The sequence below is a fragment of the Rathayibacter sp. AY1A2 genome (assembly GCF_002930935.1).
In the GTDB taxonomy this organism is placed as follows: Bacteria; Actinomycetota; Actinomycetes; order Actinomycetales; family Microbacteriaceae; genus Rathayibacter.
This window is the reverse complement of sequence record NZ_PSTP01000003.1, coordinates 259,869-275,034: the sequence shown is the minus strand read 5'-3', so window position 1 is coordinate 275,034 and position 15,166 is coordinate 259,869. Positions and strand designations below refer to the sequence as shown.

The window sequence follows — 15,166 nt, the reverse complement described above, 5'->3', positions numbered from 1 at the left end:
CGCCGCCGTGCCCCTCGAGAGAAGACCGCGATCGTGCCCAGCGAAGACGTGCCCACCGGCCCCTCCGCCGCGAGACGCCGCGGCCGCTCCGCGACGACGATCTACGACGTCGCCCGACTCGCCGGCGTCGCCCCCTCCACCGTCTCGCGCGGGCTGAGCACGCCCGGACGGCTGAACGCCGCGACCGAGCAGCGGATCCGCGCCGCCGCCAAGGAGCTGGGCTACCGGCTCAACCCGATGGCGCGCGCGCTGCCGACGGGCCGCACCTCGACCCTCGGGCTGCTGGTGGCCGACATCACCAACCCGGCCTTCTTCCCCGCCGTGCGCGGAGCGGAGCGGGCGGCGTCGCACCGCGGCTTCACGATGATCCTCGCCGAGTCGCAGGAGTCCGGGGAGCGCGAGGCCGAGGCGGCCGACCGCATCGCCGCCTCCACCGACGGGCTCGTCCTCGTCAGCACCCGCCTCAGCGACGAGGAGATCATCGCGCTGGCCGGGCGAATCCCCGTCGTCGTCCTCAACCGCGTGGTCCCCGGCGTCGCGGGGATCGTGCCCGATCTCGCCCCCGGGATCGACGCCGCGCTCGACCACCTCGCGGCCCTCGGCCACCGCTCCCTCGCCTTCATCGCCGGTCCGCCCGACTCGTGGATGAGCGCCGCGCGATGGGAGCTCCTCCTCGACCGCGCTCCGCAGCGGGGCATGACGGTCGTCGAGATCGGGCCGGGCGTCTCGACCCTCGAGGGCGGGAGGAGCGCGCTCGCGAGGGTGACCGCCTCCGGCGTCGGCGCGGTGATCGCCTACAACGACCTGGTCGCCATCGGACTGATGCGCGCGGCTCAGGAGTCGGGCGTCGCGATCCCGGAGCAGCTCAGCATCATCGGCTTCGACGACATCTTCGGGAGCGACTTCACCTCGCCGCCGCTGTCGACCATCAGCGCGCCGCTGGGCCGGATGGGCGAGCGGGCGGTCCGCCGGGTGCTCGGCGACGAGGAGCCTCCGGAGCGGGCCGACGACCTGCCGACGGAGTTCGTCCCGCGCGCCTCGACGGGACCCCGCCGCGACTCCTGACCCCGGTCCGCGACCGGCGCGCCATCCGGTGCGACACCTCTGGCAATCGGTTGACACTCCTCGGCACCCATACTTGGATGGCCCCGTGCCGACGAAGCTGCTGAACGATCCCGACCGACTCCTGCCGATCGACCCGACGACCCGGGCGATCGCCCGCGATCTCCACGCGAGCGTCGCCGACCTGCCGATCCTCTCCCCGCACGGGCACGTGGATCCGCGCCTCCTGCTCGAGGACCGCCCCTTCGCCGACGCGTCCGAGCTCTTCCTCCGGCACGACCACTACGTCACCCGGCTGCTCCACTCCGCCGGGATCGACCTCGGCGATCTCGGCATCCCCGGGGGCGAGCGCCTCGCCGGCCCGGAGGAGGTGTGGCGCACGTTCTGCGCGCACTGGCGGATCTTCGCGGGAACCGCCTCGGGCTACTGGCTCCAGTCGATCCTCGCCGAGCAGTTCGGCATCACCGAGCAGCCCGACGCCTCCACCGCCGACGCCCTCTTCGCGGCGATCGGGGGCCAGCTGGCGTCCGACGCCTTCCGCCCGCGGGCGCTCTTCGAGCGGTTCGGGATCGAGGTGCTGGCGACGACCGACGATCCGCTGGACGACCTGGCCGTCCATCGGGCTCTGGCGGAGGATCCGGCGTTCCCGGGCCGCGTGCTGCCGACCTTCCGCCCCGACGCCTACCTCGATCCCTCCACCCCCGGCTGGCCCGAGCGCGTCGCCGCCCTGGCCGCCGCCACCGGAACGAAGGAGTCCAGCTTCCCCGGATTCCTCGAGGCCCTCCGCGCCCGGCGCCGGTACTTCCTCGACCACGGCGCCGTCTCCGCCGACCACGGAGTGCTGGAGCCGCTGACCGTCGACCTCGACCCCGCCGAGGCGCAGTCACTCTTCGCCCGCGCCCGCGCCGGCACGATCGACGCCGAGGGCAGCCGCGTCCTCGCCGCCCACCTGCTGCTGCAGTCCGCCCGCATGAGCGTCGACGACGGCCTGGTGATGACCGTCCACGCCGGCGTGCTGCGCAACCACGATCGGCCGACCTTCGAGCGCTTCGGTCCCGACACCGGCCACGACATCCCCGTCGCGACCGGGTTCGCCGAGCCCCTCCGCCCGCTGCTGCAGGAGCTCGGCAACGCATCGGGCTTCCACCTCGTCCTCTTCGGGATCGACGAGAGCACCCACTCGCGCGAGCTCGCTCCCCTCGCCGGCTACTACCCGTCGGTGTTCCTCGGAGCGCCGTGGTGGTTCCTCGACGCGCCCGACGCGGTGCTGCGCTTCCGCGCCGCCGTGACGGAGACCGCCGGCTTCTCGCGGAGCTCCGGCTTCATCGACGACACCCGCGCGTTCCTCTCCATCCCGGCCCGTCACGACATGGCGCGGAGGCTGGACGCCGCGTTCCTCGCGCGCCTGGTCGCCGAGGGGCGCATCGACTCCGAGACGGCGAGCGCCGTCATCCTGGACCTCGTCGACGCCCAGCCGCGGAAGGTCTTCAAGCTGTGAGCGGGCACGGCGAAGGAGGCGGTCTCGATCGCGCGTCCGCGGGCCTGCCGGCGGCTCCCGTCCGCATCGTCCACCTCGGCCTCGGCGCCTTCCACCGAGCGCACCAGGCCTGGTACACGCACGCCGTCGACGACGACCACGAGTGGGGCATCGCCGCATTCACCGGCCGGAGCCCCTGCGCGGCCGAGGAGCTCGCCGCGCAGGACGGCCTGTTCACGCTGATCGAGCGCGGACCGGAGGGCGACTCGGCGACGGTCGTGGGCAGCATCGTCGAGGCGGTCGACGGCGCGGACGTCGCGCGTCTCGTCGAGCTCGTCGCGGCTCCGGCGACGGCGATCGTCACGCTGACGATCACGGAGGCCGGGTACCGTCTCGCCGCGGACGGCGGCCTCGACCTGGACGACCCCGCCGTCCGGAGCGACCTCGCCGCCCTCCGATCGGGAGGAGCGCCGACGACCGCGCTCGGCCGCCTCCTCCTCGGCCTCACCGCCCGGCGCGACGCCGGCTCCGGCCCGCTCGCCGTCGTCCCCTGCGACAACCTCTCCGGCAACGGCCCTCTCGTGCGCCGTGGGCTGCTCCTGCTCGCCGAGCGGCTCGACCCGTCGCTCGCCGACTGGATCGACCGAACCGTCTCGTTCGTGTCGACCTCCGTCGACCGGATCACTCCGGCCGCCACGGCGGCGGACCGGGAGGCGGCGGCCGAGCTCACCGGCATCAGCGACGCCGCGTCCGTCGTGACCGAGCCGTTCCGCGACTGGGTCCTCTGCGGCGGCTTCCCCGCCGGCCGGCCCGCCTGGGAGCGCGCCGGAGCCCGCTTCGTGGACGACATCGAGCCCTTCGAGCGGCGCAAGCTGCGACTCCTCAACGGCGCGCACACGCTCCTCGCCGCCACCGGCCGCCGGCGGGGTCTCGCCACCGTCGCGGAGGCGATCGCCGACCCCGCCTGCCGGAGCGCCGTCGAGGCGTTCTGGGCGGAGGCGGCGGCCGGCCTGCCCGCCGGTCTCGACGCGGACGCCTACTGCGCCGCCCTCCTCGGGCGCTTCGGCAACCCCCGGATCGAGCACCGGCTCGAGCAGATCGGCGCCGACGCGACCGCCAAGCTCCGCATCCGGATCGCGCCCGTGCTCCTCGCCGAGCGCGCGGGCGGACACGACGGAGCCGCCTCCCTCCGTGCCGTCGCCGACTGGATCGCACTGCTGCTCCAGGGCGACCGCCTGCCCGACACGCAGCGCCACGCCCTCGACCGCGCCCTCGGCTCCGCCCGGCCCGTCGAGGCGCTGCTGCGGCTCGTCGACCCGCGCCTCGCCGACGACCCGGCCCTCGTCGCCGCGGTCGCCGCTCAGGCGGCCTAGACCTCCACCCCGCCTCTCCGCGCGGCGCCTCCGGCGCCGTCGGCAACCGATTGCCACCCTCGCACCGTCTCGACGCGGCGCGGATCCCGACGGGTCCGCGCCCGGGTAAAGGAGCCCGCATGACCCCCCGCACCATCGCGCCCGGAGCGCCCGCCGCTGAGAAGCTCTCGAAGCTGAGCATCGTGGGCTACGGCGCCGGCGACACGGCGAACAACCTCGCCTTCACCACCGCCACGATGTTCCTGCTCGTCTACTACACCGACGTCGCCGGGATCTCCGCGGCCGCGGCGGGCACGCTGCTGCTCGTCGTGCGGATCTTCGACGCGTTCGCCGACGTCTTCGCCGGCCGGGTCGTGGACCGCACCTACAGCAGGCGCTTCGGCAAGTTCCGGCCCTTCCTGATGTTCGGGTCGGTCCCGCTCCTGCTGCTCTCGGCCGCGACCTTCTCCGTCCCGCAGATCGGCGAGAGCGGAACCCTGCTCTACGCCTACCTGAGCTACGCCGCGCTCGGCCTCGCCTACAGCCTCGTCAACATCCCCTACGGCTCGCTCGCCGGAGCGATGACGCAGGTCGGCACCGAGCGCGCGAAGCTCGCCAGCGCCCGCGCCATCGGCGGCGCGATCGTGGGGGCCGGGCTCGGCACCTTCATGGCCCCGCTGGTCGTCCCCGGCGCCGATCTGCAGTCGCTCTTCTCGATCGTCACGCTGAGCTTCGTCGTCGTCGGCTCCGCGCTCTACCTCTTCACGATCCTGACCGCGAAGGAGCGCGTCCAGCGCGACGTCGCGCACGTCACGTTCCGTCAGAGCATGACGACCCTCCGCTCCAACCGGCCGCTGCTCTTCCTCTGCCTCAGCTCGTTCCTGTTCCTCACCGGGACGCTCGCGCTCCAGACCGTGCAGCTCTACTACCTGCGCGACGTGCTCGGATCGGTCCAGCTCTACGCTGCGATGTCGCTGATCCAGCTCGCCCTGACCTTCGGACTGGCCGCCCTCGTCCCGACGATCGTGCGGCGGTTCGGCAAGCGCAACGCCTACATGGCCGGAGTCGGGGTCCTGATCAGCGGCGGAACGGTCGTCTTCCTCGCCCCGGGCGACGCGGTGGCGGTCGGCTTCGGCGGACTGGTCCTCGCCTACGTCGGCATCCAGCTCGTCAACATGCTCGTCTGGGCGATCGAGGCCGACACCGTCGAGTACGGGGAGTGGAAGACCGGCATCCGCTCCGAGGGCACGATCTACGCCCTGTTCTCCTTCACCCGCAAGACCGGCCAGGCGGTCGGAGGCGCCCTCGCCGCGTACGCGCTGGCCTGGGGCGGCTACGTGGCCGGCGCCGCGGAGCAGAGCGAGCACGCCGAGTGGGGCATCCGCGCCGCCGCCGGCCTCATCCCGGCCGTCGCGGCCCTGCTCGCGGTGCTGATCATGGCGTTCTACCCGCTGACCGACCGCCGGCACGCGCAGATCGTCGCCGAGATCGCCGAGCGCCGCGAGAGCACGGGTCAGGCCGCGCCCGTGGCGCCCGGCCTCTCGACCGCCGCGTTCTCGATGGACCGCGCTCCCGGCCGGAACCCCTGACCCGATCCCCCACCACGAAAGGCATCCCATGAAGATCGACAAGGCCGAGGTCGTCGTCACCAGTCCCGACCGCAACTTCGTCACCCTCAAGCTCACGACCGACGACGGGCTGACCGGCCTCGGCGACGCGACCCTCAACGGCCGCGAGCTCGCCGTGGTCTCCTATCTCGCCGACCACGTCGTGCCGCTGCTCCTCGGCCGCGACGCCTCGCGCATCGAGGACACCTGGCAGTTCCTCTACCGGTCGTCCTACTGGCGCCGCGGGCCGGTCACGATGGCGGCGATCGCGGCGGTCGACACCGCCCTCTGGGACATCAAGGGCAAGGCCGCGGGCATGCCGCTCTACCAGCTGCTCGGAGGCGCGTCCCGCACCGGCCTGCTCGCCTACGGCCACGCGTCCGGGCGGACGGACGCGGAGCTGTTCGACAGCATCCGCGAGCACCAGGAGCAGGGGTACCGCGCGATCCGCGTGTAGACCGCGGTGCCGGGACTGACCTCGATCTACGGCATCGCCTCCAACGCCGTCCTCGAGGGCAACGCCGGCGTGCGCTACGACCACGAGCCGGCGCAGCGCGGCGGCCTGCCGACCGAGGAGGACTGGGACACCCGCGCCTACCTGCGCCACGTCCCCCGCGTCTTCGAGGCCGTCCGCAACGAGTTCGGGCCGGGGCTCCCCCTCCTCCACGACGGCCACCACCGGATGACGCCGATCCAGGCCGCGGCCCTCGGCAAGTCCCTCGAGCCGTACGACCTCTTCTGGCTCGAGGACTGCACGCCCGCCGAGAACCAGGAGGCCCTCCGCCTCGTCCGGCAGCACACCACCACGCCCCTGGCGATCGGCGAGGTCTTCAACACCGTCTGGGACTACCAGCTCCTCATCCGCGAGCAGCTGATCGACTACATCCGGAGCGCGGTCACGCACACCGGAGGCGTCTCCCACCTCCGGAGGATCCTCGACCACGCCGCGCAGTACCAGATCAAGTCCGGGATGCACGGACCCACCGACGTCTCCCCGGTGGGCATGGCGGCCGCGATGCACCTGGGCCTGGCGATCCACAACTTCGGGATCCAGGAGTACATGAAGCACGGCGAGCGGACCGACAGCGTCTTCCAGCAGTCGTTCACCTGGAGCGAGGGACGGCTGCACCCGGGCGACGCCCCCGGTCTGGGCGTGGAGCTCGACGTCGACGCCGCCGGGAAGTACCCCTACGTGCGCGCGTACCTGCCCTTCAACCGACTCGCCGACGGCACCGTCCACGACTGGTGACCTGCCCCCCTCCGCCGAGGCGATCCCGGCCCGTCGAGGGAGCCACGGCCAGCGGGCCCCCTCGACGGTCCGGGGTTCCCCCGCCGAGCACAGGCCGGTCAGGGCACGAAGCGGTAGCCCATGCCCGCCTCGGTCAGCAGGTGGCGCGGATGTGCGGGGTCGGGCTCGAGCTTCTTGCGCAGCTGCGCGAGGTAGAGGCGCAGGTAGCCGGTGTCGGTGACGTGCGCGGGGCCCCAGATCTCGGCCAGCAGCGAGCGGCGGGTGACCAGCTTGCCCGCGTTGCGGATGAGGATCTCGAGCACCTGCCACTCCGTCGGGGTGAGCCGCACGGAGACGCCGTCCCGCGTCGCGCTCTTGGCCACCAGGTCCACGGTCACCTCGCCGATCACGACCAGCGGCTCGCCGTCGGCCGGCTGCACCCGCCGCGAGAGGGCCCGGATGCGCGCGAGGACCTCGTCCATCGAGAACGGCTTGGTCACGTAGTCGTCCGCGCCGGCGTCGAGCGCGCCCACCTTGTCGGCCGCGCCCGTGCGCCCCGACACCACCAGGATCGGCGCGCTCGTCCAGCCGCGCAGTCCGTGGATGACCTCCACCCCGTCGAGCCGGGGCATGCCGAGGTCGATCATGTAGAGGTCCGGATGCTCGTCCACCGCGCGGTTGATCGCCTCGGTGCCGTCGCCGGCCGTCACCACGTCGTATCCGCGGGCGGTGAGGGTGATGCGCAGGGCGCGCAGGATCTGCGGGTCGTCGTCGGCGATCAGGATCTTCATGCGGCTCCTCCGGAGTCCTCGTGCGGAGCGGTGCCCGACCCGCCGTCGTGCGGGGCGGGACCCGACCCGCCGTCGTGCGGAGCGGCAGGAGCGACGTGAGCCGCAGGAGCAGCGGCAGCAGTCTCCTTCGCCAGCGGCAGCGTCACCACCATCGTCAGCCCGCCCCCCGGAGTGTCCTCCGTCTCGAGCGTGCCGCCCATCCCCTCCGTGAACCCCTTCGAGAGCGCGAGGCCGAGGCCGAGGCCCGTCAGGTTGTCGTCGTCGCCGAGTCGCTGGAACGGCACGAAGATCTCGGCGCGGCGCTCCTCGGGCACCCCGGGGCCGTGGTCGACGATCCGCAGCTGCGCGCTCCCGCCGAAGGCGCTGGCGGCCACGCGCACCCGGGTGCCGGACGGCGCGTAGCGGACGGCGTTCGCGAGCAGGTTGACCACGACGCGCTGCAGCAGCACGGCGTCGGCGAGCAGCGCCGGGCCCTCCGGATCGAGGTCGAGGTCGACCTCGCCGGGACCGAGCCCGAGCTCGTCGAGCGCGGGGAGCACCACGTCGGCGGCGTCGAGCGGAGCGAGCGCCACGGCGAGCGCCCCCGCCTCCAGCCGCGTCACGTCGAGCAGGTCGGTGACCAGCGCGGCGAGCACGGTGAGGCTCTCGTCGGCGGTGGCGAGCAGCTCCTCCCGGTCGCGCTCGCTCCAGACCACTTCGGGCGAGCGCAGTCCGCTGACGGCCGCGGTGGCCGCGGCGAGGGGCCGGCGCAGGTCGTGGCTGACGGCCGAGAGCAGGGCGCTGCGCACCCGGTCGGTCTCGGCCAGCGGAGCGAGGGAACTGGCCGTCTCGCTGAGGGCCGCGTTCTCGAGCACCGAGTCCAGCTGGGCGGCGACGACCTGGAGCAGCCGCCGCTCGCTCCCCTCCAGCTCGCGGCCGTGCAGCTCGAGCACCGCGCCCTCGCCCACCGCGATGCGCGCGGGATCGCCCTCCGGCTGCGGCTCGCCGTCAGCCGCGACGAGCTCGCCGCCGCGCAGCAGCCGCACGCCGGTCAGCCCGAACGCCTCGCGCGAGCGCTCGAGGATCGCCTGCAGCGCCCCCTGCCCGCGGATCACGCCGCCCGCGATCGTCGCCAGCAGCTCCGACTCCGCCCCCGACCGCTTGGCGGCCCGCGCCCGCCGGGCCGCGCGGTCGACCACGGCGCTGACGAGCGCCGCGTTCAGCACGTAGAGCACCAGCGCGAGCGCGTGCAGAGGCTCGTCGACGGTGATCGTGTAGAGGGGATCGACGAAGAAGAAGTCGAGGGTCAGCCCCGAGAGCACGGCCGCGAAGAGGGCCGGCCAGAGCCCGCCGACCAGCGCGACCACCACCACCAGCAGCTGGTACGAGAGCACGTCGCTCGTGATCGACTCGTCGCTGCGGAGGCTCGAGAGCAGCCAGGTCACCAGCGGGCCGCCCACGAGGGCGAGGGCCAGTCCCAGGAGGCGGCGCCGCAGCGTCAGGGCCCCGTCGAGCCTCGGCAGCACCGCGGTGCGCCCGGCGGCGGAGTGGCTGACGATGTGCACGTCGATGTTGCCGGACTCGCGGATCACCGTCGACGCCGTGCCGGGCGTCAGCGCCGAGGCGAGGCGGCTCCGCCTGCTCACGCCGATCACCAGCTGCGTCGCGTTCACCGAGCGGGCGAACTCGACCAGCGTGCGCGGCACGTCCTCGCCGACCACCTGGTGGTAGCTGCCGCCGAGCTTCTCGACCAGCACCCGCTGCGCCTCGAGCACGTGCGGCCGGGGAGTGCGGAGGCCGTCGGGGGTCACCACGTGCACGGCGAGCAGGTCGCCCCCGGAGGCGCGGGCCGCGATCCGCGCGCCGCGCCGCAGCAGGGTCTCCCCCTCCGGCCCGCCGGTGAGGGTCACGACCACGCGCTCGCGCGCCTCCCAGGTGCTGTCGATGCCGTGCTCGACGCGGTAGTCGCGCAGCGCGCTGTCGACCTCGTCGGCGAGCCAGAGCAGCGCGAGCTCGCGCAGGGCGGTCAGGTTGCCGAGCCGGAAGTAGTTGGACAGCGCCGCGTCGATGCGCTCGGGCGGGTAGACCCGGCCGTCGGCGAGGCGGTCGCGCAGCGCCTGGGGCGCCAGGTCGACGACCTCGATCTGATCGGCGGCGCGGAGGACCGCGTCCGGGATCGTCTCGCGCTGCGGCGCTCCGGTGATCGCGTGCACCACGTCGTTGAGCGACTCGATGTGCTGGATGTTCACGGTCGAGAAGACGGTGATGCCGGCGTCGAGGAGCGTCCTGACGTCCTCCCAGCGCTTCTCGTGCCGGGAGCCGGGGGCGTTGGTGTGTGCGAGCTCGTCGACCAGCGCGACGTCGGGCCGGCGGGCGAGCACCGCGTCGAGGTCCATCTCGTCGAGCAGCACACCGCGGTGCTCGACGGCCCTCCTCGGCACGACCTCCAGCCCCTCGACCATCGCGGCGGTGGCGGAGCGGCCGTGCGTCTCGACCACGGCCACCACGACGTCGCGACCCTCGGCGGCGAGCCGGCGGCCCTCCTCGAGCATCGTGTAGGTCTTGCCCACTCCGGGCGCGGCTCCGAGGAGCACGCGCAGGCGGCCCTTCGTCATGCTCCCGGCCTCCCCTCGTGCTCGCGGCTCCGGGGCGTCCCGGGCTCGCGGGACCGGCGTCGATCCGCTCGATCGGACGGTCCCGACGAGCCGATCGCGATTCTACGAGCCGGAGGCGCCACCGGAGCGGTCACAGCCGCGCGAGAGCGGCGTTGAGCTCGAGCACGTCCACCGTCGGCTCGCCGAGGTACCCGAGCTCGCGGCCCGCGGTGTGCTCCTCGACCAGCGCGCGCACGGCGCTCACGTCGAGCCCGCGGGCGGCGGCGACGCGGGGCGCCTGCAGCTGCGCGTAGGCGGGGCTGATCGCGGGGTCGAGCCCCGAGGCGGAGGCGGTCAGCGCATCGGCCGGCACCGCGGCCGGGTCGACGCCCTCGAAGGCGGCGATCGCGGCCCGGCGCTCCTCGACGGACGCGACCAGGTCGGCGTTCTCGGGGCCGAGGTTGCTGCCGGTCGAGGCCGCGGCGTCGTAGCCCGCGGCGGAGGGACGCGACTGGAACCACTCCGGCAGGGGCGCTCCGTCGGCGTCCGTGAACGACTGCCCGATGAGCGACGAGCCGATCACCGCGCCGTCCTGGCGCAGCAGCGAGCCGTTCGCCTGGGCGGGCAGGGCGAGCTGCCCGATCCCGAGCACCGCGAGCGGGTACGCCGCTCCCAGCAGCACGGTGAGCACGATCATCGCGCGCAGCGCGACACCGTAGGGACGGAACATGGTCTCTTCTCTCTGTCTTCGGTGGTCGGGACGGACGGGTCAGAAGCCGGGGATCGCGGCGACGACCAGGTCGACGAGCTTGATCCCGAGGAACGGAGCGATCACTCCGCCCAGCCCGTAGACCAGGAGGTTGCGGCTGAGGATGCGCGAGGCGGCGACCGGGCGGTACGCCACTCCCCGCAGCGCGAGCGGGATCAGCACGACGATCACCAGCGCGTTGAACACGATCGCCGAGAGGATCGCCGAGGCCGGCGAGTGCAGCTGCATCACGTTCAGCACCGCGAGCCCGGGGAAGACTCCCGCGAACATCGCCGGGATGATCGCGAAGTACTTCGCCACGTCGTTCGCGATCGAGAACGTGGTGAGCGCGCCGCGGGTGATCAGCAGCTGCTTGCCGATCCGCACGATGTCGATGAGCTTGGTGGGGTCGGAGTCGAGGTCGACCATGTTGCCCGCCTCCTTCGCCGCCGAGGTGCCGGTGTTCATCGCCACGCCCACGTCGGCCTGCGCGAGGGCCGGGGCGTCGTTGGTGCCGTCGCCGGTCATCGCGACCAGCGCGCCGCCCTCCTGCTCGCGCCGGATCAGGGCGAGCTTGTCCTCGGGGGTCGCCTCGGCGAGGTAGTCGTCGACTCCCGCCTCCGCCGCGATCGCCTTCGCGGTCAGCGGGTTGTCGCCCGTGATCATCACGGTGCGGATGCCCATCGCGCGCAGCTCCGAGAAGCGCTCGGCGAGCCCGTCCTTCACCACGTCCTTCAGGTGCACGACGCCGAGCAGGCGGGCGCCGTGGGCGTCCTTCACCGCGACGACCAGGGGCGTGCCGCCGCTCTCCGAGACACCGTCGACGAGCACCGTGAGGCGCGCCGCGACCGCGGACGGCAGCGGCCCCTCCTCCTCCACCCAGGCGCGCACGGCCGAGCCGGCGCCCTTGCGGATGGAGGAGCCGTCGGGGAGGTCGAGCCCGCTCATCCGGGTCTGCGCGGTGAACGGCACCACGGCGGCCTGAGCGGGCTCGACGGCGGGGCGGCCCGAGTCGCCCGCGAGGTCGACGATCGACTTCCCCTCGGGTGTCGGGTCGCTGAGCGAGGAGGAGGCGGCCGCGTCGACGAGGGCGGCCTGCGCCACTCCGTCGAGGGGGAGGAACGCCACCGCGCGGCGGTTGCCGTAGGTGATGGTCCCCGTCTTGTCGAGCAGGAGCGTCGTGACGTCGCCCGCCGCCTCCACCGCCCGGCCGGACATCGCGAGCACGTTGCGCTGCACGAGCCGGTCCATGCCGGCGATGCCGATGGCCGAGAGGAGGGCGCCGATGGTGGTCGGGATGAGGCAGACGAGCAGCGCGACCAGCACCGGGACGCTCACGGAGGCTCCCGCGAACGAGGCGATCGGGTTCAGGGTCAGCACGACCACGACGAACACGATCGAGAGGCTCGCCAGGAGGATGTCGAGCGCGATCTCGTTCGGCGTCTTCTGCCGCGACGCGCCCTCGACCAGGCCGATCATCCGGTCGACGAAGGTCTCGCCCGGCCGCGAGGTGATGCGCACCACGATCCGGTCCGAGAGCACTCGCGTGCCGCCCGTCACCGCGCTGCGGTCGCCTCCGCTCTCGCGGACGACCGGGGCCGACTCGCCCGTGATCGCCGACTCGTCGATGGAGGCGATGCCCCAGACGATGTCGCCGTCGCCGGGGACGAGGTCGCCCGCCTCCGCCACGACCACGTCGCCCAGCTGCAGCTCGGCCGAGGAGACCTCGACCAGGCGGGCCGACAGGGCGGAGGGGTCCGCGGGGTCGTAGTCGGCCACGCGCCGGGCCGGAGTGCTGGTCCGGGTGGCGCGCAGGCTCTCGGCCTGGGCCTTGCCGCGGCCCTCGGCCACCGACTCCGCGAGGTTCGCGAACACCACAGTGAGCCAGAGCCAGATCGCGATGCCGGCCGTGAAGGTGACGGGCACCGTCGATCCGCCCGACTCCTCCGGCCCCCCGAGGAACGGCTCGGCGATCGCCAGCACCGTGGTCAGCACGGCGCCGACCTCGACGATGAACATCACGGGGTTGCGCCACATCAGGCGCGGATCGAGCTTGCGCAGCGCTCCGGGGAGGGCGGCGGCGAGCTGGCGCGGCCCGAGGGCGGCGCGGGTGGGGCGCGCGGGTTCCGCGGGGGCCTCGGTGAGTGCAGTGGTCATCGGAGTCGCAGTCCTTCCGCCAGGGGGCCCAGCGCGAGTACGGGGAAGTAGGTGAGCGCGGTCACGACGACCGTGACGCCCACGAGGAGGCCGACGAACTGCGGCCGGTGGGTGGGCAGCGTGCCGGCGCTGGAGGGCACCGGCGACTGCGCCGCGAGCGAGCCGGCCAGGGCGAGCACCAGCAGGATCGGGAGGAAGCGGCCGAGGAGCATCGCGACGCCGAGCGCCGTGTTGAGCCAGGGCGTGTTCGCCGTCAGCCCCGCGAACGCCGAGCCGTTGTTGTTGGACGCGGAGGTGAAGGCGTAGAGCACCTCCGAGAGCCCGTGCAGCCCGGGGTTCAGGATCGACGTGCTCTCCACGTCCTCCCGCACCGCCGGGATCGCGAAGCTCAGGGCCGTGCCGGCCAGCACGAGCGTCGGCGTCACGAGGATGTAGAGGCTCGCGAGCTTGATCTCGCGCGGGCCGAGCTTCTTGCCCAGGTACTCGGGCGTCCGGCCGACCAGCAGCCCGCCGACGAACACGGCCAGCACCGCGAGCACGAGCATCCCGTAGAGGCCCGAGCCGACGCCGCCGGGGGCGACCTCGCCGAGCATCATGTTGAGCATCGGCAGCATGCCGCCGAGCGCGGTGAAGGAGTCGTGCATCGCGTTGACGGCGCCGGTCGAGGTGAGCGTCGAGGCGGTCGCGTAGAGGGCGGAGCCGGCGATGCCGAAGCGCGTCTCCTTGCCCTCCATCGCGGCTCCGGCGGCCTGCGCCGCGGATCCTCCGCCCGCCGCCTCCAGCGCGGTGAGGGCCGCGAGCGACACGACGAAGATCGTCGCCATCGCCGCGAGGATCGCGCGGCCCTGCCGCACGTCGCCGACCATCCGGCCGAAGGTGCGCGGCAGCGAGAACGGGATCGCGAGGATCAGCACGATCTGCAGCAGCGACACCCACGCCGAGGGGTTCTCGAACGGGTGCGCGGAGTTGGCGTTGAAGTAGCCGCCGCCGTTGGTGCCGAGCAGCTTGATCGCCTCCTGCGAGGCCACCGCGCCGCCCGGGATGCTCTGCTCGCCGCCGGTGAGCGTGGTCACCGTCAGCGGGCCGTTCAGGTTCTGGATCACGCCGCCCGCGATCATCACGACCGCCGCCACCACCGCGAGGGGCAGCAGGAGGCGCAGCGTGCCGCGCACGAGGTCGACCCAGAAGTTGCCGAGCGTTCCGGAGGAGCGGCGCGCGAATCCGCGGATCAGCGCCACCGCCACGGCCAGGCCCACGGCCGCCGAGACGAAGTTCTGCACGGCGAGGCCGCCGAGCTGCACCGCGAAGCCGAGGGTCGCCTCCGGGGAGTAGGACTGCCAGTTGGTGTTGGTGACGAACGAGACGGCGGTGTTGAACGCCAGCCCCTCCGGCACCGCGGGCAGGCCGAGGGAGCCGGGCAGGACCGCCTGGAGGCGCTGCATCCCGTAGAGCAGGAGCACGCCGACGAGCGAGAAGGCCAGCACGGCCCGGAGGTAGGCGCGCCAGCTCTGCTCGCCCGCGGAGTCGACGCCGATGAGGCGGTAGACGCCGCGCTCGAGGGCGAGGTCGCGCGTCGAGGTGTAGACGCGGAACATGTGGTCGCCGAGGGGGCGGTGGAGGAGGGCGACGGCCAGGCCGACGGTCGCGACCTGGAGGACGGCGAGGAGCGGATCCATCAGAAGCGCTCCGGTCGGATCAGGGCCGCGACGAGGTAGACGACGGCGGCGAGCGCCAGCACGGCCGCGAGGGCGTCGAAGACGATCACCGGCCCGCCTCCTTCTCGCGGGTCCCGCGGGTCGCCGAGGGGGGCGGTCCGCCCAGCCGCTCGACCCCCTTCGCGGCGAGAGCGATGAGCGAGAAGAGGGCGAGCACGCCGAGGAGGTAGGCGAGGTCGAGCACGGAGGACTCCATCCGGGGAGCGGACGACGCCCGGGACCGGACGCCTGCCGGGAAGCGGCACAGGAAGCGATGCAACACCTCGCGGGGGCCCCTCGGAGCGGTCCTCACGGTTCCCCTACGGCCCGGCCCGGAGTCCTCGCGTTTCCCTCACGCGGACGGCGGCGGGCGCCCGGCGGAGGGGCGCGAGCCGGGCGGGAGCCGAGCGGTGAGAGCGTTCTCTCCCAGCAACGGCGGGGGTCGACGTCCCGAAGATCACATTTCGGCATCGCCTG

At 73.5% G+C, this 15,166-nt stretch carries 11 protein-coding genes and 1 pseudogene; 5 read left to right on the top strand and 7 right to left on the bottom strand.

Annotated features, from left to right (window positions below):
• Positions 1-33: 33 nt before the first annotated feature.
• The 5 genes and pseudogenes from C5B93_RS05310 (at position 34) to manD (ending at position 6,747) form a co-directional block, all read left to right on the top strand.
• Positions 34-1,065, top strand: a complete 1,032-nt coding sequence (locus tag C5B93_RS05310; protein WP_181068334.1) for a LacI family DNA-binding transcriptional regulator — start codon at positions 34-36, stop codon at positions 1,063-1,065.
• Positions 1,066-1,150: 85 nt separating this feature from the next.
• Positions 1,151-2,560: a glucuronate isomerase gene (uxaC, locus tag C5B93_RS05305; protein ID WP_104291959.1), complete on the top strand. Its 1,410-nt coding sequence runs from the start codon at positions 1,151-1,153 to the stop codon at positions 2,558-2,560.
• Positions 2,557-3,912 (top strand): mannitol dehydrogenase family protein, encoded by a 1,356-nt coding sequence (locus C5B93_RS05300; protein WP_258068139.1) that lies wholly within the window; start codon positions 2,557-2,559, stop codon positions 3,910-3,912. Before uxaC ends, C5B93_RS05300 begins: the two co-directional genes overlap by 4 nt.
• Before the next feature lie 119 nt (positions 3,913-4,031).
• Positions 4,032-5,480, top strand: coding sequence for a glucuronide transporter (gene uidB / locus C5B93_RS05295; RefSeq protein ID WP_104291958.1), 1,449 nt, complete (start codon positions 4,032-4,034; stop codon positions 5,478-5,480).
• Between the two features lie 28 nt (positions 5,481-5,508).
• Positions 5,509-6,747: pseudogene (gene manD / locus C5B93_RS05290) on the top strand (D-mannonate dehydratase ManD).
• A 98-nt stretch (positions 6,748-6,845) separates the two neighbouring features.
• Here the strand turns inward: manD and C5B93_RS05285 are convergent.
• The 7 genes from C5B93_RS05285 to C5B93_RS17190 all read right to left on the bottom strand — a co-directional run bounded on the left by C5B93_RS05285 (position 6,846) and on the right by C5B93_RS17190 (position 14,906).
• Positions 6,846-7,517: a response regulator gene (locus C5B93_RS05285; protein WP_104222647.1), complete on the bottom strand. Its 672-nt coding sequence runs from the start codon at positions 7,515-7,517 to the stop codon at positions 6,846-6,848.
• Positions 7,514-10,111, bottom strand: a complete 2,598-nt coding sequence (locus tag C5B93_RS05280) for an ATP-binding protein (RefSeq protein ID WP_104291957.1) — start codon at positions 10,109-10,111, stop codon at positions 7,514-7,516. Before C5B93_RS05280 ends, C5B93_RS05285 begins: the two co-directional genes overlap by 4 nt.
• 130 nt (positions 10,112-10,241) lie before the next feature.
• The gene (gene kdpC, locus C5B93_RS05275; RefSeq protein WP_104225770.1) at positions 10,242-10,820 is read right to left on the bottom strand and encodes a K(+)-transporting ATPase subunit C; all 579 of its coding nucleotides are present in this window, start codon (positions 10,818-10,820) and stop codon (positions 10,242-10,244) included.
• Positions 10,821-10,859: 39 nt separating this feature from the next.
• A complete protein-coding gene (gene kdpB, locus C5B93_RS05270; RefSeq protein ID WP_104291956.1) occupies positions 10,860-12,995 on the bottom strand; it encodes a potassium-transporting ATPase subunit KdpB in 2,136 nt (711 codons plus the stop codon).
• The gene (gene kdpA, locus C5B93_RS05265; protein ID WP_104222651.1) at positions 12,992-14,671 is read right to left on the bottom strand and encodes a potassium-transporting ATPase subunit KdpA; all 1,680 of its coding nucleotides are present in this window, start codon (positions 14,669-14,671) and stop codon (positions 12,992-12,994) included. The genes kdpB and kdpA overlap by 4 nt, the downstream gene beginning before the upstream one ends.
• Complete coding sequence (kdpF, locus tag C5B93_RS05260) at positions 14,671-14,760, bottom strand: K(+)-transporting ATPase subunit F (RefSeq protein WP_068209492.1); 90 nt, start codon at positions 14,758-14,760, stop codon at positions 14,671-14,673. Before kdpF ends, kdpA begins: the two co-directional genes overlap by 1 nt.
• On the bottom strand, positions 14,757-14,906 hold the full coding sequence (locus C5B93_RS17190) for a hypothetical protein (protein ID WP_167299012.1): 150 nt from the start codon (positions 14,904-14,906) through the stop codon (positions 14,757-14,759). Before C5B93_RS17190 ends, kdpF begins: the two co-directional genes overlap by 4 nt.
• Between the last annotated feature and the right edge of the window lie 260 nt (positions 14,907-15,166).

Coding starts and splice junctions, on each gene's coding strand:
- uidB (WP_104291958.1), top strand. CDS start 4,032: ATGACCCCCCGCACCATCGCGCCCGGAGCGCCCGCCGCTGAGAAGCTC.
- C5B93_RS05285 (WP_104222647.1), bottom strand. CDS start 7,517: ATGAAGATCCTGATCGCCGACGACGACCCGCAGATCCTGCGCGCCCTG.
- C5B93_RS05280 (WP_104291957.1), bottom strand. CDS start 10,111: ATGACGAAGGGCCGCCTGCGCGTGCTCCTCGGAGCCGCGCCCGGAGTG.
- kdpC (WP_104225770.1), bottom strand. CDS start 10,820: ATGTTCCGTCCCTACGGTGTCGCGCTGCGCGCGATGATCGTGCTCACC.
- kdpB (WP_104291956.1), bottom strand. CDS start 12,995: ATGACCACTGCACTCACCGAGGCCCCCGCGGAACCCGCGCGCCCCACC.
- kdpA (WP_104222651.1), bottom strand. CDS start 14,671: ATGGATCCGCTCCTCGCCGTCCTCCAGGTCGCGACCGTCGGCCTGGCC.
- C5B93_RS17190 (WP_167299012.1), bottom strand. CDS start 14,906: ATGGAGTCCTCCGTGCTCGACCTCGCCTACCTCCTCGGCGTGCTCGCC.